The 17,772-nt window shown below is 63.7% G+C and carries 20 protein-coding genes and 1 tRNA gene; 5 read left to right on the top strand and 16 right to left on the bottom strand.

Annotated elements, in window-relative coordinates; genetic code table 11:
• Positions 1 to 13 precede the first annotated feature (13 nt).
• Together ACTQ40_RS02960 and ACTQ40_RS02955 are read left to right on the top strand one after the other, a co-directional pair.
• Complete coding sequence (locus tag ACTQ40_RS02960) at positions 14 to 799, top strand: response regulator transcription factor (RefSeq protein ID WP_441563304.1); 786 nt, start codon at positions 14 to 16, stop codon at positions 797 to 799.
• A complete protein-coding gene (locus tag ACTQ40_RS02955; protein ID WP_441563303.1) occupies positions 783 to 2,078 on the top strand; it encodes a sensor histidine kinase in 1,296 nt (431 codons plus the stop codon). Before ACTQ40_RS02960 ends, ACTQ40_RS02955 begins: the two co-directional genes overlap by 17 nt.
• Positions 2,079 to 2,373: 295 nt before the next feature.
• Here ACTQ40_RS02955 and ACTQ40_RS02950 read toward each other — a convergent pair whose 3' ends face one another.
• Together ACTQ40_RS02950 and ACTQ40_RS02945 are read right to left on the bottom strand one after the other, a co-directional pair.
• On the bottom strand, positions 2,374 to 2,748 hold the full coding sequence (locus tag ACTQ40_RS02950; protein ID WP_427718886.1) for a VOC family protein: 375 nt from the start codon (positions 2,746 to 2,748) through the stop codon (positions 2,374 to 2,376).
• A gap of 11 nt (positions 2,749 to 2,759) precedes the next feature.
• Positions 2,760 to 3,047, bottom strand: coding sequence for a PTS sugar transporter subunit IIB (locus ACTQ40_RS02945; protein ID WP_055252380.1), 288 nt, complete (start codon positions 3,045 to 3,047; stop codon positions 2,760 to 2,762).
• 163 nt (positions 3,048 to 3,210) lie between these two features.
• Between ACTQ40_RS02945 and ACTQ40_RS02940 the strand changes: the two genes are divergently transcribed.
• Complete coding sequence (locus ACTQ40_RS02940; protein ID WP_441563302.1) at positions 3,211 to 3,834, top strand: hypothetical protein; 624 nt, start codon at positions 3,211 to 3,213, stop codon at positions 3,832 to 3,834.
• Positions 3,835 to 3,865: 31 nt separating this feature from the next.
• Positions 3,866 to 3,950 (top strand) — tRNA-Leu (locus ACTQ40_RS02935).
• Between the two features lie 149 nt (positions 3,951 to 4,099).
• Here the strand turns inward: ACTQ40_RS02935 and ACTQ40_RS02930 are convergent.
• From ACTQ40_RS02930 to larC, 5 genes are all read right to left on the bottom strand, one after another.
• On the bottom strand, positions 4,100 to 5,101 hold the full coding sequence (locus ACTQ40_RS02930; protein ID WP_441548111.1) for a Ppx/GppA phosphatase family protein: 1,002 nt from the start codon (positions 5,099 to 5,101) through the stop codon (positions 4,100 to 4,102).
• Positions 5,102 to 5,120: 19 nt separating this feature from the next.
• The gene (locus ACTQ40_RS02925; protein WP_441563301.1) at positions 5,121 to 5,882 is read right to left on the bottom strand and encodes a hypothetical protein; all 762 of its coding nucleotides are present in this window, start codon (positions 5,880 to 5,882) and stop codon (positions 5,121 to 5,123) included.
• A gap of 168 nt (positions 5,883 to 6,050) precedes the next feature.
• A complete protein-coding gene (mazG, locus tag ACTQ40_RS02920; protein ID WP_441563300.1) occupies positions 6,051 to 6,911 on the bottom strand; it encodes a nucleoside triphosphate pyrophosphohydrolase in 861 nt (286 codons plus the stop codon).
• A 2-nt stretch (positions 6,912 to 6,913) separates the two neighbouring features.
• The gene (yfcE, locus tag ACTQ40_RS02915) at positions 6,914 to 7,462 is read right to left on the bottom strand and encodes a phosphodiesterase (protein WP_441540188.1); all 549 of its coding nucleotides are present in this window, start codon (positions 7,460 to 7,462) and stop codon (positions 6,914 to 6,916) included.
• Positions 7,463 to 7,521: 59 nt separating this feature from the next.
• Complete coding sequence (larC, locus tag ACTQ40_RS02910; RefSeq protein ID WP_441540187.1) at positions 7,522 to 8,007, bottom strand: nickel insertion protein; 486 nt, start codon at positions 8,005 to 8,007, stop codon at positions 7,522 to 7,524.
• Positions 8,008 to 8,345: 338 nt separating this feature from the next.
• Between larC and ACTQ40_RS02905 the strand changes: the two genes are divergently transcribed.
• Positions 8,346 to 9,257 (top strand): PHP domain-containing protein, encoded by a 912-nt coding sequence (locus ACTQ40_RS02905; protein WP_441540186.1) that lies wholly within the window; start codon positions 8,346 to 8,348, stop codon positions 9,255 to 9,257.
• 110 nt (positions 9,258 to 9,367) lie between these two features.
• Here the strand turns inward: ACTQ40_RS02905 and hisE are convergent, their stop codons facing one another.
• The 9 genes from hisE to hisG form a co-directional block, all read right to left on the bottom strand.
• Positions 9,368 to 9,685: a phosphoribosyl-ATP diphosphatase gene (gene hisE, locus ACTQ40_RS02900; protein ID WP_006235893.1), complete on the bottom strand. Its 318-nt coding sequence runs from the start codon at positions 9,683 to 9,685 to the stop codon at positions 9,368 to 9,370.
• Positions 9,686 to 9,731: 46 nt separating this feature from the next.
• Positions 9,732 to 10,061: a phosphoribosyl-AMP cyclohydrolase gene (gene hisI / locus ACTQ40_RS02895; RefSeq protein ID WP_427728483.1), complete on the bottom strand. Its 330-nt coding sequence runs from the start codon at positions 10,059 to 10,061 to the stop codon at positions 9,732 to 9,734.
• 142 nt (positions 10,062 to 10,203) lie between these two features.
• Positions 10,204 to 10,986, bottom strand: a complete 783-nt coding sequence (gene hisF, locus ACTQ40_RS02890; RefSeq protein ID WP_441540185.1) for an imidazole glycerol phosphate synthase subunit HisF — start codon at positions 10,984 to 10,986, stop codon at positions 10,204 to 10,206.
• 3 nt (positions 10,987 to 10,989) lie between these two features.
• On the bottom strand, positions 10,990 to 11,733 hold the full coding sequence (locus ACTQ40_RS02885; protein WP_441560739.1) for a HisA/HisF-related TIM barrel protein: 744 nt from the start codon (positions 11,731 to 11,733) through the stop codon (positions 10,990 to 10,992).
• Positions 11,730 to 12,431, bottom strand: coding sequence for an imidazole glycerol phosphate synthase subunit HisH (gene hisH, locus ACTQ40_RS02880; RefSeq protein ID WP_441563299.1), 702 nt, complete (start codon positions 12,429 to 12,431; stop codon positions 11,730 to 11,732). The genes ACTQ40_RS02885 and hisH overlap by 4 nt, the downstream gene beginning before the upstream one ends.
• A gap of 137 nt (positions 12,432 to 12,568) precedes the next feature.
• On the bottom strand, positions 12,569 to 13,156 hold the full coding sequence (hisB, locus tag ACTQ40_RS02875; protein ID WP_427795451.1) for an imidazoleglycerol-phosphate dehydratase HisB: 588 nt from the start codon (positions 13,154 to 13,156) through the stop codon (positions 12,569 to 12,571).
• Positions 13,157 to 14,272 (bottom strand): histidinol-phosphate transaminase, encoded by a 1,116-nt coding sequence (hisC, locus tag ACTQ40_RS02870; protein WP_427728474.1) that lies wholly within the window; start codon positions 14,270 to 14,272, stop codon positions 13,157 to 13,159. It lies immediately after the preceding gene.
• A gap of 1 nt (position 14,273) precedes the next feature.
• Positions 14,274 to 15,710 (bottom strand): histidinol dehydrogenase, encoded by a 1,437-nt coding sequence (gene hisD / locus ACTQ40_RS02865; RefSeq protein ID WP_441040916.1) that lies wholly within the window; start codon positions 15,708 to 15,710, stop codon positions 14,274 to 14,276.
• A gap of 105 nt (positions 15,711 to 15,815) precedes the next feature.
• Entirely contained in the window at positions 15,816 to 17,531 is a 1,716-nt protein-coding gene (hisG, locus tag ACTQ40_RS02860; RefSeq protein WP_441068747.1) for an ATP phosphoribosyltransferase, read from the bottom strand.
• Positions 17,532 to 17,772: the final 241 nt, after the last annotated feature.

The raw sequence follows: 17,772 nt of genomic DNA, 5'->3' as shown, positions 1-17,772 counted from the left end.
GACGGGGACACGCATGACACAGATCCTGATTGTAGAGGACGAGGAGAAAATCGCCCGCTTTGTGACGCTCGAGCTGGAGCACGAGGGCTACCAGGTGGAGCACGCCGCCGACGGCCGCACCGCCGTGGACCTGGCGCTGGAGCACGACTACGATCTGATTCTGCTCGATGTGCTGTTGCCGCAGCTCAACGGCATGGAGGTCTTGCGGCGTGTCCGCAAGCACAAGGATGTGCCGGTGATTATGGTCACCGCGCGCGATGCCGTGATGGACAAGGTGGCCGGCCTCGATGCCGGTGCCGACGATTACCTGACCAAGCCGTTTGCGATTGAGGAGCTGTTCGCACGGATTCGCGTGGCGCTGAAGCGCGCGGAGGCCGTGCGGGCGGCTTCGGGCGTTGGTGGCGCCGGCGCTGGGGCGGGCATGGCGGGCGGCGCGGGCGGCGACGCCGCTGCGGTGCCCCCGGTCAGCAAGTCGACCAAGGCTTCCGTCGCGCCCTCCCCCGCCGCGCTCACCGTGGGCTCGGTCGTGCTCGACCCCGACCGCCGCGAAGTCACGGTCGGCGGCTCGCCCATCGCGCTCACGGCCCGCGAGTTCGACGTTCTCGCCCTGCTTATGACACATGCCGAAACCGTGCTCACACGCGAGCGCATCGCGCACGAGGCGCTGGGCTACGAATACGTGGGCGACACCAACAACGTCGACGTGCACATCGCGCACCTGCGTGCCAAGATCGAGGACGCCGGCGGCGCCCGCATCATCCAGACCGTGCGCGGGGTGGGCTATGTCTGCCGTGCGTAACGCCGAGGCCAAGCGTGTCACCTCCATCGCCCGCGCCATCAACTGGAGCTATATATGGCGCCGCCTGATGAGCTACGTCTGGCTCGATCTGCTGCTGATGGTGATTGCGGCGGCGATCCTCGTCTATGGATACAACCAGACGCTGCCCGAAGGCGCGTTTACCGCAGGATGGATCCCCAGCGCCGCCGTTCACGGCATGTCGCTGAAGCCCGCGCGCGACTGGGACCTGACAACGCTCACCTATACCGTCGAACTTGCGCGTACCACCAAGACCTTCCCCCTCGCGCAGGACCTCGTCGCGCTATGGCCTCTCTACTTTGTCGTTGTGGGTTGGCAGGTCATCAGCGTGCTCAACATGCTCGGCGGCGCGAGGCACGTGCGTCGCACCATGGCGCCGCTCAACGACTTGGCCCTGCGCGTGGACGAACTCGGCCGCATGCAACTCTCCGGCGGCAAGATGGAAACACTGGAGCAGGCCATCGAGCGCGCGAGTGTCGACTCGCCGAGCGTCACCACCGGCGACGCCGACCTGGCAAGCATCGAGGTCGCGCTCAACCGGCTGCTGCGCCAGATGCAAGAGGCCAAGCTGCAGCAGATGCGCTTTGTCAACGATGCAAGCCACGAGCTGCGCACGCCCATCGCGGTGATTCAGGGCTACGTAAACATGCTCGACCGCTGGGGCAAAGACGACCCGGACGTGCTGGCGGAATCCATCGCGTCCCTCAAGGCCGAAAGCGAGCATATGCAGGAGCTCGTGGAGCAGCTGCTGTTTTTGGCACGCGGCGATGCCGGGCGCACGGTCCTGCGGCGTGCGCATACCAACCTGGCCGCACTGGCCGGCGAAGTGTGCGAGGAATCGCAGATGATTGATGCCGGGCACACATATCGGCTGACTTTTGACGCTGCATTTGCCAACGATCCGCGCTGCGACGCACCTGTCGACGTGGCGCTTGTGAAGCAGGCTCTGCGCGTGATCGTGCAGAACGCCGCCAAGTATTCGAACGCGGGAACGACCGTCACGTTTGCCATAACTCCCGATACGGGCACGGGCGCGATCGACATAAGTGTTGAGGACGAGGGTATCGGTATGAACCAGGAGTCCGCAGCTCACGCGTTTGAACGGTTCTACCGCGCCGACAACGCACGCGATGCCGGCGCGCAGGGCTCGGGCCTGGGGCTTGCCATTGCTAAGTGGATTGTCGATAGCCATGGCGGCGCCATTGGCGTGACCTCGGTCGAGGGCGTCGGTAGCCGCTTTACGATTCGCCTGCCACGGTAGGAAGCCCCCTCGTGAATCGAGGTCTAATACTTTTCCAGAGAAGTGAACGAGCGTATTTGGACCCCTGAAGCATCCACATTTTTCGACGGGATAATCGCAGGATTCCAGCATCAAAACCGCAGGAAACGGTACCCTCAAAGTGTCGATGCTTCGGGGGTCCAATTCTGCTCGTTCACTTCTCGGGAAAAGTATTAGACCCCGATTTCATGCCCCCTCAAAAGGTCGACCCCTCGGCATAAAAAAGGGATAGGGCCATGCGGCCCTATCCCTTTTTTTCGTTATAGCAGATTGTGCGCTACTCGCGACACAGGTGCACGGCAAAGCCGGCGAACTCGCGCTTAAAGTACACAAGCTTGGTGCCGCCGTCGGGCAGCAGCACGCGCGACTCCTCGTTGACCTCGAGCCCGTGCTCGGCAAACCACTTCTCGGCAGCATCGATGTCGTTGACGGCAAAGCCTATGTGGCCCTTGGCGCCACGACCGTTCTGCTTCATGATCTCGACCAGCGAGTCGTTAAAGTACGAAATCGGGGTCTCGCTGACGGGCAGGCCCATCATCGTCGAGAACAGCTCCGCGATCTCCAGGGCGTCTGCCGGGTCGGTGGCGTTAATGCCCACATGGGCAACGCGCATGCCAAAGAGCTCGACCGGGTTGGCGTTCTGCTCGTTCATACAGGCAGCGCCTACTGAGCCATGACGTCGAGAACGGCCTTCTCGGCAGCGACGCGGTTCATGCCGGTCATAAAGGGCACGCCGCTCACGTACGGGCAGGTGAGGCCCTCGGGGGCAACGGTGGTGGCGATCAGCAGGTCGGCGCCCTCGTCGCAAGCGTCCTTGGCCTCGGAAATGGCGCACTGCACGATCTCATACTTGCCGGCGTAACCGTTGGCGTCGAGCATGGTGGCGACCTTCTGGGCAACGAGCGTGGAAGTAGCAGCGCCAGCACCGCAAGCCAAAACGATCTTCTTCATAGGTAATGTCTCCCTTCATGGTTTACTTTAGGTAAGTGTACCGCAGCGAGCGATGGCGCTCGGCCTCGATGCACTTTTGTGCCAGTTTGCTTGCACGCTGCGTATAATACATCTAGTACGTTTTGTCATACCGCTTGTTTTACGAGCGACCGAGGAGCTCAATATGCCCGATTCCCGCACACTCTGGACCGTCGTCGTTGTCATCTGTATCGTCGTGTCGCTGCTCTTTAGCATCAAAAAACGCACCACGTTTAAACGCCTGCAGCGGCTCATGGCCGCCAAACAGTGGGACGAGTTCGATCGTTTGCTCGACGGCAAACTCACCAGCATGCTGTACCCGCGCTACAACCGCGACTACCTGCGCCTGAACTCCTATCTGCTGCGCGAGGACCACGAGCGCGCCGACGAGATGTTTGACCTGCTGCTGGGGCTCAACCTGCCCAAGATGCAGCGCGTCGATCTGGTGATCAAGGCCTTTAACTACTACGTTGGCCAGGAGAACCGCAAAAAGTCCAAGGAGCTGCTGCACGAGATCAAGGGCTTTGAGGGTGGCCAAGCCGAGGCAGTCGCGCACGAATGCCAGCTGATGTACGACACGATGATCCTCAAGCGCCACAACGACATTCCCGAGCTGGAGCGCATGCTCGAGGATGTCGGCAACGACCCGGTCAAGCGCTGCCGACTGGAGTACCTGCTGGCCCTGCAGTACCAAAACAAGGGCGACGAGGCAAAGTTCCAAGAGTTCCTCGAGAAGTCGGGCCAACACTCGATGGCCGTCAACGCGTAACGAACGGCTTGTGCTAGACTTCTAGTCTTACGGGGGCGTGGCGGAATTGGCATACGCAGGAGACTTAAAATCTCTCGCCGCAAGGATTGTGGGTTCGAGTCCCACCGCCCCTACCACGTATTGTTTACGAGCCCGTGTCCCTTTGGAATGCGAGCTCGTTTCTTTTGGACACCGTCAAGCCTCTAAGTTGCGGTGGAATAGTTCCTGTTTTGGCAGTTTATCAGCCCATTTAGGAACTATTTCACCGCAACTTATGAGGGGATGGTTAAAGGACGCTGAGGCTGGGGGTCCAGGCGATGGTGGGGGTCGCGCCGTCGAGAACCTCGTTGATGGTGGCAGCCATTCCGGCGAGCAGACTGTTCTCGCTTACAGTGAGCGCGTCGTAGCCGCCGGCTCGCATGAGCTCGCGAATCACCACAGCACCAGCCAGGATCACGCCCGCACGCTTGGGTTGCACGCCTGGCAACGCGGCGATGCCCGCGACATCCAGCGAGGACATGCGCTCGATAGCGGCCGAAACCTGGTCCAGCGAAAGCTCGCGCAGGTGCACAAAACTCGAATCATACGGCTCCAGCTCGTGAACGAGCGCAACGAGCGTGGTGACGGTGCCACCCACCGCGACCAGGCGCTCGGCTCGCTCAAAGTCGACCGGCAAGCTCTTAAAGTAGCCCGCAAACTGCTCGTTTGCCCACGCGCCAGCGGCGGCAAGCTCGCTGCCCGTTGGCGGCAGCGCCGAGAAAAACCGCTCCGTCACGCGGCGACAGCCGATGTCCAGCGAGCGCGTTCCCTCCAGCGCAAAGACCCCACGCTCCGGCGCATAGACGCCCGTCGCGAGCTCCGTGGATCCGCCACCCGAATCGGTAACAATGATGCGCTCGCCGGTAAAGTCGTGCGCCACGCCAAAAAACGTCAGGCGCGCCTCGACCTCGCCCGGAATCACCTGCGGCTCGAGCCCCAGCTCGCGCAGGCCGTCCAGCAGCAGCGCGGCATTGGACGCATCGCGCGCGGCGCTCGTGCACGTGGTGCAGATGCACGCGGCCCCAAAGGCACGGGCCTCGTCCACAAACATTCGGCACGCAGCGAGCACGCGCCCAACGGCCGCCTCACAAAAGCGCCCCGTTGCGTCCACGCCCTCGCCCAAGTCGGTAATCTCGGTATGCTTGGACGATTCCACGATCGCCCCGTCCTCGACCTGGGCCAGCACCAGTCGCGACGACACCGTTCCCAGGTCAATCGCCGCCACCTTATATCGTTTGCAATTCGTCATTGCGGCCCCCCTCCGGGCGCTACTCGCCATTGGACACAACTGTCTGGCCCTCGACGCCGTTAAAACCAAACAGCATGTCGAGCGTCTGGATGTACCACGGCGCGTCCTTGCCGACCTCTTCGATTTCCTTGGCAACTTCGCTGGCCTTCTTGGCGTTCGACGACTTCTGGCTCGACGAGGCACCGGAATCGTCGTCCAGGCCCTGCACTTCAATCCTCTTCTCGCCGGGCATCACCAGACCCAGGTCCTCGGTCGCCGCGTCCTTAATGCCCTCCTCCGAGAGCAGCTTGTCGACGCTTTTTTGCAGGTCGTCATTATATTGCTCGCGAATCTCGACCTGCTTGGCCAAGATGTCGCTCGAGCGTTTTGCCACATACAGGTCGCGCACGGGGAAGTACAGGCTCACGAGCGCCAGGGCGACGACAATGCCAACAAACAGCCCTCGCTGGGGACCGTGGGTAAAATCATAGATTGCCTTGACCACCGCGCTATCGTTGGCGTAGTGCATAAAGTCCGAACCCGAAAAACGGCTTGAGGGACGGCGCGGCTTGTCGGACGCCTGGGTCGAAGGCCGCGACGCATGCTTGGAACGCGATGGGCACACCGGACTGTCCGAGGAACTATTTGGCTGAGCATTGGGATGCGAAGTCGCCGGCGAGCTATACCTGGAGCGATCAGCGCCAGCATAACCAGACCCGCCAAGCTGCACCGAATGCGCACGGCGAGGTGACGGTTCGCGCGAACCGGCGGAATAGTGCCTGTTGTCGTAAATCTGATCCATGTGCGCCTTGTGCGGTTGAGGTTTGTTTGCGCTAAGTCCTTTAGTTATAGCACGCGGGCGGACCAGCCGGACGAGCCGTAGGACAAATCCATTACTCGAGCGCGCGTGGTCGCCAACGGGCAAGTCGACGGGGCGCCGCCCTTACGCCCCGCCGACCAACACCGTGTCCTACTCCTCTGCCTTTGCGGCATCCCACAGGTCGTTGAGCCCGTGGGTCGAAAGCTCGGCAAGATCAACATGGGCATCGGCCGCCATCTGCTCCATTGCGGCCCAACGGCGGCGGAACTTGGCCGTGCTCGCGCGCAGGGCGCTCTCGGCGTCGATGCCCTCTTTGCGCGCAACGTTGACCAGGGCAAAGAGCAGGTCGCCAAACTCCATCTCGCGCTCGGGTGTTCCGGGCTCCTCGGCCTCAAACTCGGCACGTTCCTCGGCGACCTCGTCCCACACATCTTGGACGGTCTCCCACTCAAAGCCCACGGCAGCCGCCTTGCGCGAAACCTTCTGAGCCTGCATCAGCGCCGGCAGATGCGTGGGCACGCCGTCGAGCAGGCCCTCGGGCGCAGCCTCGCCCGCCGCCACGGCCTGGTCCTTGGCGGCCTTCTCGGCAAGTTTGACCTCGTCCCAAATCTTGAGCACCTCGTCGGAGTTGTCGGCATCCACATCGCCAAACACGTGCGGATGGCGGCGAATGAGCTTGGCGTCGATATCGCGCGCCACGTCGGCCAGCGTAAACTCGCCGGCGTCCGCCGCGATCTGCGCATGCAACACGACCTGCATGAGCACATCGCCCAGCTCCTCGCGAAGATGGGCCGCGTCATCCGCCTCGATGCAGTCGAGCGCCTCGTAGGCCTCCTCGATCATGTTCTTGCCAATGCTCTGGTGCGTCTGCTCGCGGTCCCACGGGCAGCCGTCGGGCTGACGCAAGCGCCAGATAGTCTGTACCAGATGTTGTAACTCGGCCGATGCATCGACCAGCGTGGACAGGTCGCGCGAACCTTCGGCATTTTGCTGAGCCATGTGCTCGGCCATGGTTAGTCCTCCTCCATGATCACATGGCGGAACACGCCGCCCTCGTAGATACCATAGCTGTGCGTGCCGTCCTTGGGGATGCTCACGCTGCCGGGATTGAAGAGCCACAGACCCGGGTGTGCGGTGCTTTCCTCGTTGACCTTGACGTGCGTGTGACCGTAGACGAGCGCGGAGCCCTCGGGCAGCGCGGGCGCGTGGTCGACGCTGTTGTGCATGCCGGCGCCAAAGACGTGGCCGTGCGTCAGGAACAGCTCGCGGCCGACCTCGTCGAACAGTGTGGCGTAGTCGGCCATGACGGGAAAGTCGAGAACCATCTGGTCGACCTCGGCGTCGCAGTTGCCGCGCACCGCGATAATGCGGTCGGCCAGGGCGTTGAGCAGCGGGATCACGCGCTTGGGAGCGTAGTCGCGCGGCAGGTCGTTGCGCGGACCGTGATAAAGCAGGTCGCCCAGCAGGACGATGCGGTCGGGCTGCTCGGCTTCGATGGCGGCGCAGAGGCGCTCGGTCCAATATGCCGAGCCGTGGATGTCAGAAGCGATGAGGTATTTCATGGAGGTCCTTTCGGGGTGGGGTTGACGTGGCCGGGCGCGGAATGTCGCCACCAGCCGCGTTATTCAAATCGCAGTGCCGCGCTCTGGGCCGCCTGCATCACGCGTTGGAGCGGCACATTGTGCTCACGGGCAAGGCGGGCGCAGTCTTCGTACTCGGGCGCCGCACGCTCACTGCCGTCGGGCAAGGTGGCCACCTTGACGGACACCTCGCCCCACGGCGTCGTTACGCGCTCAAAGTAGCGCGGCAGGCAAACGCGCTCCATAACCTGGCGGCGGATGCCATTGGTCGTGGTTTCCAAAAAGATGATCGTCTGCAGGCGCTCGATATCCTCGTGGGTGCAGATTACCTGCAACTGCCAGCCAGGGCGGCCTTTCTTGCAATAGAGGGGCAGCCAGTGCACCTCGCGCGCGCCGGCCTCGCGCAGGCGGTCGGCGGCGTAGGCGAGCACCTCGGGCGACGCGTCGTCGATGTCGCACTCCAGCTTGACGATGGTTTCGGGCGCATCGGTCTCGCGGGACAGCGGAGATGTACTTCCACGTTGCATACGGTCCGGCTCCTTTCCGCACGGGCTCGTTTTATTCACCCAAACGCTAGCACATCGCGAGCGGCGCAAGTGTGGCGGCGCGCGATGAGCGCGATTTTCCTTGTCTGCAAGAACCGACACTCCACCGCCTCGGCCAAACATGTACATCAGCCTCCAAACATGTCATTTTTTGTCGGTTTTGGAAGCTGAGGTACATGATTCGAAGCAAGGCCGATGTCGCGAGCCCGCCCTTATGCGCTGCCCGTCCTTTCCAGTCGATTTCGGCCCACGGCGCGCACATCGCACTGGGGGCCGCGCCGTTACAATGGAGCAGATTCGCTTGACGTAAAGGAGCCGCCATGCCTGCTTGCCCGCTGGTCGATTGCCATACTCACACCTCGTTTTCGGACGGACACGCCTCGTTTGAAGACAACGTCCGCGCCGCTGCTGCGGCCGGTTGCCGCACCATGGTCTCGACCGATCACCTTACCCTGCCTGCCAGCATGGATGCCACCTGCGAGGTGCAGGTTGTCGAGGGCGACCTGCCGGCGCATCGTCTGGCTTTTGAGGATGCCCGCAAGCTTGCCGCGCAGATTGCGCCGGAGCTCGAGCTTGTCTATGGCTTTGAGTGCGATTGGTACGAAGGCTGCGAGCCTTTGGTTGAGCGCTGGTCCCGGGGCGCCGTCGTACGCCTGGGCAGCGTGCATTGGATTGGTAGCCCGGGCAATATCATGGCAGGCGCTGCGGGCACGACGGGGACAGAGGGCGTCGCACGCCCCGATACGCCCGACTCACGCTGTGGCTGGATCGACGACGACACCAACCTGCACGTTTGGGAAAACTTAGGCGTGCGCGGCGTGTGGGAGCGCTACGTCGATGATTGGTGCCGCGCCTGCGAAAGCTCGCTCAACTTTGATGTGATGGCTCACCCCGACCTGGTCATGCGCTTTTCGAAGGAAGGCTTTGCGCCCGATTTTGACCCCGCACCGTTTTGGCGGCAGATGGCCGAGTGTGCGCACGATACGGGCCGCCGCGTTGAGGTCTCGACCGCCGCACCGCGCAAGGGGCTCGACGACTACTATCCCGCGACCGGCCTTTTGCGCTGCTTTGCCCATGCTGAGGCGCCCATTACCTTTGGCTCGGATGCGCACCGCGCCTGTGATATTTGCTGGAATATCCGCGAGGCCCAAGCCCATGCCTACGACTGCGGCTACCGAACCTTCGACATCCCCCACCCCACCGGCGAATGGGAGTCCACACCCCTCGCCTAGCCATCCCTTCATAAGTTGCGGTGAAATAGCTCCTATTTATAGCCCTAAGACCGTCAAACAAGAACTGTTCCACCGCAACTTCTATGGTCATCGGGGACGTTCTTTAACGACTAGTGGCGGCGGGCGTTGAGTTCGCCGGCCAGCTCGTCGAGGGTAATGCCGTAGCGCTCAAGCGTCACGAGCAGGTGGTAGACCAGGTCGCCAGCCTCGTAGCGAATGTGATCATGGTCGTTATCCTTGCAGGCCATGATCACCTCGCTCGCCTCCTCGGCAAGCTTCTTGAGCAGCTCATCCTCCACATCGGTCAGCAGTCGAGCGGTATAGCTTTCCTGCGGCGACGCATCGCGACGACCGTGAATCACCTCGGCCAGCCCCGTTAGCGTCTCGCCGATATTTCCATCCTGAACGTTTGCGGTACGCACACCCATGGTTCAATCCTTTCTGGTCGGCCAAGCGCCTGGTCGAGCGCCCGCCCTACGCGAGTTTCTTAAAGAAGCAGGTACGGTTGCCGGTATGGCAGGCCGGACCCGGCGAGTCGACCTTGACCAGCAGCGTATCGCTATCGCAGTCGGCCCAGAGTTCGCGAACCTCCTGCATGTTGCCGCTCGTCGCGCCCTTGTTCCAGAGCTCCTGGCGACTGCGGCTCCAAAACCACGTGGTGCCGGTCTCGAGCGTCAGCCCCACCGACTCCTCGTTCATCCAGGCAACCATGAGCACCTCGCCGGTGTCATACTGCTGAACCACACAAGGAATCAGCCCACGGGCGTCGTACGCAAGCTTTGAAGGATCGGTTATCTCTTCCATTTCTCTCCCCAAATTCAAACTTCGCAGGTCGGCGAGGGTTGTCCAGGTGCCCGAGATTCCGAGCGACAAGCCCGACGACGCGTACTTAAGTACGCGAGGAGGGTTGGAGCCGGAAGGTCGGGTGCCTGGGCAAGCCGCAGCGCTAGAAGTCCAACCTGACAGGGATGCCTTGAGAGGCCATATACTCCTTCACCTGGCGAATGCTGAAGGTTCCAAAGTGAAAGACGCTCGCCGCCAGCACGGCGTCGGCCTCGCCCTCGATCACGCCCTCGGCAAAATGCTCGAGCGTGCCCACGCCGCCGCTCGCGATGACGGGGATTGGCGCCGCGCGGGCCACGGCGCGGGTGAGCGCCAAATCAAAGCCGGCCTTGGTGCCGTCGCGGTCCATGCTGGTGAGCAAGATCTCGCCGGCGCCGCGACGAGCCGCCTCCTCGGCCCACGCCACCGCGTCGATGCCCGTGGCGTTGCGACCTCCTGCGGTAAAGACCTCCCACTTGTCGGCACCGGATGCGCCGGGCAGGCCGACGCGCTTGGCATCGATCGCCACGACCACGGCCTGGCTGCCAAACGCCGCGGCAGCCTGGCTAATCAGCGACGGATCGCGCACGGCCGCCGAGTTGAGCGACACCTTGTCGGCACCGGCGGCAACCATGGTGCGCATGCCCGCCAGGTCGCGAAAGCCGCCGCCCACGGTATAGGGAATGGCGAGCTCCTCGGCCGCATGCGCTGCCATCTCGATGGTCGTCGCGCGGTTGTCGCTCGTGGCAGTAATGTCCAGGAAGACGACCTCGTCCGCACCCTCGCGGTCGTAGGCACGCGCCAGTTCCACCGGATCGCCCGCATCGCGCAAGCTCACAAAGTTAACCCCCTTGACCACGCGGCCGTCCTTGACGTCCAGACAGGGAATTACGCGCTTGGTAAGCATGGGCTACTCCTCCCCTCGGGCGGCGGCCAACGCCTGGGCCAGCGTAAAGTTGCCCTCGTAGAGCGCACGGCCGGTAATGGCGCCTTCAATCGCGCCCTCACCCACCGCGGCCAGTGCGCGGATGTCGTCGAGCGTCGAGATGCCGCCCGAAGCCACGACGGGAAAGCCCGCGACCTCGGCCACATGGCGATACGCCGCCACATCGATACCCGTCTGCATGCCATCGCGCGCGATGTCGGTATACACCAGATGCTTAAAGCCCAGCTCGGAAAGCTGCGCCACGGCATCGTCGAGCGCCACACCTGCGCCGTCGCGCCAGCCGTTCACCTTGACCTGACCGTCGCGCGCGGCGATGTCTGCCACCAGCAACTCGCCAAAGCCTTGGGCTGCCACTTCGGCAAAACCCGGCTCGGTCACCAGCACGGTGCCCAGCGCGATACGGCATGCGCCGTAGCCTGCCAACTCGTCGATGCGCGCAAGCGAGCGGACGCCGCCGCCCACGTCCACGGACAGACCGTCGACGCCGCAGATGGCCTTAATCGCCGCCGAGTTGGCAGTACGTGCGCCCTCGTCCTCGCCAAAGGCAGCGGACAGGTCGACGACGTGCACCCAGTTCGCGCCCTGTTCGGCAAACGAGCGGGCAACGGCCACGGGGTCGTCGGAATATACCTTGCAGCGACTGCGGTCACCGCGCTCCAGGCGCACGACCTTGCCGCCGATCAGATCGATTGCGGGAAACAGGATCATCGGCCAACCTCCTCAACGATGCTCACAAAGTTCTTAAGGATGCGCTGACCCAGCGCGGAGGATTTCTCGGGATGGAACTGGCAGCCCCACACGTTGCCATGGCGAACGATGCACGGGAAGCTCCGCGTATAGTGTGTGCGCGCCAGCACATCGGCGGCATCGGCGTCGTCAGCCACCGCGTAGCTGTGGGTGAAGTACATGTTGGCACCCTCGGCAAAACCGGCAAGCAGCGGATCGGCCGCACCGGCGGGCGTCATGTGCACCTGGTCCCAGCCCACGTGCGGCACCTTCAGTCGGCTCGACTCCAAGCGCGTGCACGAACCGCGCATAATGCCCAGGCCATCGACCCAGGGACCGCCAGCCTGCTCGGGGGCGCTGCCGTCGGCGACCGCGCCCTCGTCCGCAGGCACGCCCTCGTTGCCGCGCTCAAAAAATAGCTGAAGGCCCAGGCAGATGCCGAACAGCGGGGTTCCGGCGGCGACGGCGTCGAACACGGCCGCCTCCTCGCCACTCTGGCGCATAAAGGCGATCGCGTCATAGAACGCACCCACGCCCGGGATGACCAGGCCGTCGGCGCGGCGGATCTGCTCCGGATCGTCCGACGTGCAGGCGGCGGCACCGGCGCGCACAAGCCCGCGCACGACGCTCGACAAGTTGCCCTTGTGGTAGTCGACCACCACGATCTTCGGTTCGCCCACGCGACCCTCCTTTTTCCCATTCAAAACCTGCCAAAAAGGGACAGGTTTATTTTGGTCGGTTAAACGTTCACCCACCGTATGAGACAGCATTTCCGCAGATAAAACCTGCCAAAATAAACCTGTCCCTTTTTGGTAGGTTACAGCGAGCCCTTGGTGCTGGGGATGCCCTGCACGCGGGGATCGAGCTCGCAGGCGTGGCGCATCGTGCGGCCCACGGCCTTAAAGGCGGCCTCGATAATGTGATGCGAGTTGCCGCCTGCGAGCTCGCGCACGTGCAGCGTGAGCTTGGCATCGCGCGCAAAGGCATAGAAGAACTCGACGGCCAGCTCGGTATCGAAGCTGCCCACACGTTCGGTCGGCACGGGCAGCTCGCAGTAGGCCTGGCCGCGACCCGAAATGTCCACGGCGGCCATCACGAGCGTCTCGTCCATGGCAATCGCCGCGTCTGCAAAGCGCGTAATACCCGCCTTGTCGCCCAGCGCTTGGCAAAACGCCTCACCCAGCACAATGCCCGTGTCCTCGACGGTATGGTGCGCGTCGACCTCTACGTCGCCTACTGCATGCACCGTCAAATCAAACAGGCCATGGCGGCCAAAGGCGTTGAGCATGTGGTCGAAAAACGGTACGCCCGTCGAGATATCGCACACGCCGCATCCGTCCAGGTCGAGTTTGACAACAATGTCGGTCTCCCCCGTCTTGCGGGTCACCTCGGCATAACGGCTCATCTACATCTCCTCCTTCACCAGCGCGGCAAACGCAGCCAGCACCTCATCGTTTTCCTGCGGGGTGCCCACGGTAATGCGCAGACAGTCCGCAAGCCCCGGCGCGTAGCTAAAGTCGCGCACCAAAATCGAATACTCGTCGCGCAGGCGCTCACGCACGCGCGTAGCATGCGGCGTGCGCACGAGCACAAAGTTCGCCGCACTCGGCCATGCCTCCACGGGCAGACCCCCGGCAGCCATTGCGCGCAGGGCACACAGTTCGCGCTCGCGCTCGGATGCGACCTGTGCCACCACGGGAGCATACGCATCGCGGGCGCGCACGCAGGCAAGCGCCGCCGCCTGGCTCAGCACGTTGACCGAATAGATCTGGCGAATCGCCGCGAACACGTCGATGACCTCGGGCGCCGCAATCACATAGCCCAGACGCGTGCCGGCGGCGCCAAACGCCTTGGACAGCGTATGCAGGATCACCAGGTTGGGATGCTCGGCGATAAGTCCCTGCGCTGTGGTGGCCGCGCCAAACGAATCATCGGCAAACTCCACGTAGGCCTCGTCGACCATCACCACGCCAGGGCACGCATCGCACAGGGCCGCGACAAAGTCGAGCGGCGCCACGTCGCCCGTGGGGTTATTGGGCGAGGTCACAATGGCCAAGTTGCACTCGGGCGCCGCCGCGAGCACGGCAGCCTGGTCGAGCTCAAAGGTCGCCGGGTCGCGCCACACGTCGCGCACCTCGGTCTGGCAGAGCGACGCAAAGAACGCATACTCGCTAAAACACGGCGGGCAGTTGAGCAGGGTCCGCCCCGCACCGCCAAACGCCAGCAGGTAGTTATAGAGCAGCTCGTCGCCGCCGTTGCCCACGCAGATATTCTCGCGCGCCACGCCATGCCAAGCGGCAAGCTCGTCGCGCAGGTCGTTCGACATGGGATCGGGGTAGCGGTTGAGCGGCGTGGCAGCCAGGGCGGCGTCGACCGCCTCGCGCACGCCAGCCGGCACGGGATAGGTGTTCTCGTTGGCCGAAAGGTTGATGCGCGTGGGCGTAAAGTTGGGGTTGTAGGGCTCAATGCCAGCCAAGTAGGGCTGGACGAGCTCCTTCATGCGAGACGTCAGCTCGGCCATATTAGGCCTCCTCGCCGGTCGCGCCAGCGCCATCCGCGCTTGCAGCCGCTAGGTCCACACCCTCGGCGACCGTCGCCACGGCGTCGCCCGGCCAGGCGACCTTGGTCAGGTCGGCCGCGGCCAGAGACTCAGCACTCACGGCACCCTCGCCCTGCTCCAGCACACGGCGACGCAGTGCGGCGGAAAGCGCGTGTGCCCACAGGCCCTCGGCCTCGGCCAGGCGCTGCGTCGCGGGAGCGTCCGAGAGCAGGCCCTCGGGCGTATAGCAGATGACGCTCGAGCGCTTGACGAATTCTTCGACCGAAAGCGGGTTGGAGAACATGGCCGTGCCGCCGGTCGGCAGCGTGTGGTTGGGGCCGGCAACATAATCGCCAAGCGGCTCGGAGCTCCAAGCGCCCACAAAGATGGCGCCGGCGTTGCGAATGCCGCCGAGCAGGCCCATCGCATCCTTGCAGTGCAGCTCCAGGTGCTCGGGCGCCACGGTGTTCACCGCCTCGACGGCAGCAGCCATATCGGCGGCCACCACGATGGTGCCCTCGTTGTCGAGCGAGGCGCGCGTGATCTCGGCGCGCGGGGACTGTGCCACCAAAATGTCGATACCCGCCTCGACCTCGCGCGCAAACTGCTCGTCGCAGGTCACCAGATAGCAGGCTGCTAGCGGATCGTGCTCGGCCTGGGCCATCAGGTCGGCCGCGACCACCATGGGTTTGGCCGTGGCATCTGCCAGCACGCAGACCTCGGAGGGACCGGCGACCATGTCGATACCCACGTCGCCCGAGACAATCTGCTTGGCCGCGGCAACAAAGGCGTTGCCCGGACCGGTGATTTTGTCGACGCGCGGAATGGTCTCGGTACCGTATGCCAGCGCGGCCACGGCCTGAGCGCCGCCCACCATATAGATCTCGTCCACGCCGCCGAGCTTTGCCGCCGCGAGCGTGTAGGGACTGATCAGGCCGTCCTTTTGCGGCGGGGTCACCATGACCACGCGCTCAACGCCGGCCACCTTGGCGGGAATGGCATTCATGAGCACCGTGGAGGGATACTGCGCGCGACCGCCCGGCACGTAGATGCCGGCCGCCGCAAGCGGGGTCACCTTAACGCCGAGCATGGTGCCGTCTGCACGCGTGGTAAACCAGCTCTGCTCGACCTCGCGCTGGTGGAACTCGCGAATCTGGCGCGCAGCCTTCTCGAGCGCCGCGACAAAGGCCGGATCGAGGCCCTCGAGCGCGGCATCGATCTGCTCTTGCGGCAGACGGAAGCTCTGCAGCTCTACACCGTCAAAACGCTGACAGTAGTCGCGCACCGCGGCATCGCCGTTGGCGCGCACGTTGGCCACGATATCGCGGGCGGCGTCGACGATGTCTTGCGGCAGCACGCCCTTGCGGTTGAGCTGGTTGGTAACGAGACGCTCACCGGGAGCAAGCTTGATAGTCTTCATATCGGTATCCCCTATCGGTCGAGGTTGTGTTCGAAAAACGAGAGGCCGGGCGGCGGCGCCCATCGGCCCGCAGCCCAGACGTTGGGGCGCCCGTGCGTGCTCGCGCTATTGTGCCGAGCCCGCAACGGGCTCAAAATGCTTGTCCTTAACGGCCGCCGCCAAGCGATCTGCCAGATTGCGTACGCGCGGATCTAAGCGAGCGGCACCCGGGTTGACAAAAAAGCGCGCCGTGCAGTCCATAATGCGGCCGGTGATGACCAAATCGTTGTCGCGCAGCGTGGCACCCGTGGCGGTAATATCCACGATACGGTCGGTCATGCCGACGATGGGGCCCAGCTCGATGTTACCGTGCAGCGAGACGATATCGGCGTTCACACCGCGCTCGGCATACCAGGCACTCGCGATGCGCGGATATTTGGTAGCCACGCGGAGCGACCCGCGGCGGGCATAGTTGCGCTCGGCCTGACCGGCGCGCCACGCGGGCTCTGCCTCGATAAAGGTACACAGGCCATAGCCCAGATCGACCAGCTGCAGCAGGTTGAGGTCGGCCTCGATGAGCGAATCCCAGCCGCAGATGCCGCAATCGGCGCCACCGCAGCCCACAAAGGCGGGCGCATCGCTGGGTCGCACGATAACAAACTCGATATCGCCGACCGTGCCCTCACCGGCACGCGTGTCGCGACCGCGCACAATCAGGTGACGGCCGGGGTCACGCAACTCAGAGACGTCCAGGCCCGCGGCCTCGAGCACGTCGAGCGTGTCTGCCTTAAGCGAGCCCTTGGGCACGGCAATGCGCAGCGGACCCTCGGCGCCACGGCCCGCGGCGTGATCGCCGTCGGAAGCGGTGTCCTCTGCCGAGGTACGCGCGGCCTCCAGGCGCTCGAGCGAAAAGGCGAAGCCCGCAGCCGGCACCTCGATGCCGTCGCCAAATGCACCGGTAAAGATGGAGTCGTAGCGTCCGCCCGAACCGACCGGATCGGGCAAGCCGCCGGCATAGGCCTTAAAGACCAGGCCCGTGTAGTAATCGAAAGAGTTCATGATGGAGAAATCGAACGACAGCACCTGGGCGTCCTCGGGAGCCAAACCCTCGACCAGGGCACGCAGCTCGCGCGTCGGCGGCGCGGCGATACCGGCGGCCTCCAGCAGCGCGTCCACGCGGTCGAGCACCTCGGCACCACCGTGCAGGCGCGGCAGTTCGCTAATGGCGGCCTTGACGGCATCAGACTCGGTGCTGGCAGCCACGCGGGCATCGAGGCCCACAAAGTCGTTGGCATGCACGCAGCGCAGGGCCTCGGCTGCCAGCTCGCGATCCTCGCACGCCGCGAGTAGCTCCTTAAAAGGACGCACGCTACCTGCGATAATACGAGCATCGGGAAGCGCCAGCTTACGCACGGCCTCGGCCACCAGCGAAACAATCTCTACATCGCCCGCGGTATCGCCCGCACCGATAAGCTCAAAGCCCAGCTGCGTAAACTGACGCGAGCCACCGGCATTGCGCTGGCACTCGCGAACCACCGGCGCCTCGTAGCGAAGGCGCAGGGGCAAATCGGCCGCACGCATGCGGGTCGAAACCAGGCGCACGATCGGCAGCGTGTTGTCGGGACGGACCACCAGCAGGCGGCCGTCGTCATCAAAGAGCTTAAACGGCGTGTCCGCAATGCGGCCGCCCTCCTCGAGCGAACCCTTGTCCTCGAGCAGCGGCGTCTCGACCGGAAGGTAATGATGCTCCCTTAAGCAGCCCTTCACCGTATACGCGATCTCCTCGCGTGCCTGAGCCTCCTCGGGCAATATGTCCCGGAATCCCCACGGTGTGGCCGTCATCTGGTGAGCCTCCTCATACTGCGTTTCATATAGAACGAAAGACCGGCATAGCTCCGCCGATCTTCTGGGTACTTTAGCATACTAGAGTGCTTGCGGGGAGAACCGTCCCCCTCGGCTCACAGCGTATTCATTTGGAAACATAGGGCAAGCGATTAGCAGCGGTCTCTTGTTACAACGCAAAAAGGGCGCCCGTGCAATTGCGGACGCCCTTGTGCAGGGTTGAGATATCAACCAGCCAAGA

The sequence above is a fragment of the Collinsella sp. Sow4_D11 genome (assembly GCF_052116465.1).
Lineage (GTDB): Bacteria > Actinomycetota > Coriobacteriia > Coriobacteriales > Coriobacteriaceae > Collinsella.
The sequence above is the reverse complement of the archived record's forward strand: the minus strand, read 5'-3'. Positions and strand labels throughout refer to the sequence as shown.

What these genes read in the sequence shown, in the direction of transcription:
- hisF (WP_441540185.1), bottom strand. Translation starts at nt 10,986, where the DNA reads ATGCTTACCAAGCGCGTAATTCCCTGTCTGGACGTCAAGGACGGCCGC.
- hisE (WP_006235893.1), bottom strand. Translation starts at nt 9,685, where the DNA reads ATGGGTGTGCGTACCGCAAACGTTCAGGATGGAAATATCGGCGAGACG.
- ACTQ40_RS02930 (WP_441548111.1), bottom strand. Translation starts at nt 5,101, where the DNA reads ATGACGAATTGCAAACGATATAAGGTGGCGGCGATTGACCTGGGAACG.
- ACTQ40_RS02885 (WP_441560739.1), bottom strand. Translation starts at nt 11,733, where the DNA reads ATGATCCTGTTTCCCGCAATCGATCTGATCGGCGGCAAGGTCGTGCGC.
- hisB (WP_427795451.1), bottom strand. Translation starts at nt 13,156, where the DNA reads ATGAGCCGTTATGCCGAGGTGACCCGCAAGACGGGGGAGACCGACATT.
- ACTQ40_RS02945 (WP_055252380.1), bottom strand. Translation starts at nt 3,047, where the DNA reads ATGAAGAAGATCGTTTTGGCTTGCGGTGCTGGCGCTGCTACTTCCACG.
- ACTQ40_RS02940 (WP_441563302.1), top strand. Translation starts at nt 3,211, where the DNA reads ATGCCCGATTCCCGCACACTCTGGACCGTCGTCGTTGTCATCTGTATC.
- hisI (WP_427728483.1), bottom strand. Translation starts at nt 10,061, where the DNA reads ATGGAAGAGATAACCGATCCTTCAAAGCTTGCGTACGACGCCCGTGGG.
- mazG (WP_441563300.1), bottom strand. Translation starts at nt 6,911, where the DNA reads ATGGCCGAGCACATGGCTCAGCAAAATGCCGAAGGTTCGCGCGACCTG.
- ACTQ40_RS02905 (WP_441540186.1), top strand. Translation starts at nt 8,346, where the DNA reads ATGCCTGCTTGCCCGCTGGTCGATTGCCATACTCACACCTCGTTTTCG.
- yfcE (WP_441540188.1), bottom strand. Translation starts at nt 7,462, where the DNA reads ATGAAATACCTCATCGCTTCTGACATCCACGGCTCGGCATATTGGACC.
- larC (WP_441540187.1), bottom strand. Translation starts at nt 8,007, where the DNA reads ATGCAACGTGGAAGTACATCTCCGCTGTCCCGCGAGACCGATGCGCCC.
- hisD (WP_441040916.1), bottom strand. Translation starts at nt 15,710, where the DNA reads ATGAAGACTATCAAGCTTGCTCCCGGTGAGCGTCTCGTTACCAACCAG.
- ACTQ40_RS02925 (WP_441563301.1), bottom strand. Translation starts at nt 5,882, where the DNA reads ATGGATCAGATTTACGACAACAGGCACTATTCCGCCGGTTCGCGCGAA.
- hisG (WP_441068747.1), bottom strand. Translation starts at nt 17,531, where the DNA reads ATGACGGCCACACCGTGGGGATTCCGGGACATATTGCCCGAGGAGGCT.
- hisC (WP_427728474.1), bottom strand. Translation starts at nt 14,272, where the DNA reads ATGGCCGAGCTGACGTCTCGCATGAAGGAGCTCGTCCAGCCCTACTTG.
- ACTQ40_RS02955 (WP_441563303.1), top strand. Translation starts at nt 783, where the DNA reads ATGTCTGCCGTGCGTAACGCCGAGGCCAAGCGTGTCACCTCCATCGCC.
- ACTQ40_RS02960 (WP_441563304.1), top strand. Translation starts at nt 14, where the DNA reads ATGACACAGATCCTGATTGTAGAGGACGAGGAGAAAATCGCCCGCTTT.
- ACTQ40_RS02950 (WP_427718886.1), bottom strand. Translation starts at nt 2,748, where the DNA reads ATGAACGAGCAGAACGCCAACCCGGTCGAGCTCTTTGGCATGCGCGTT.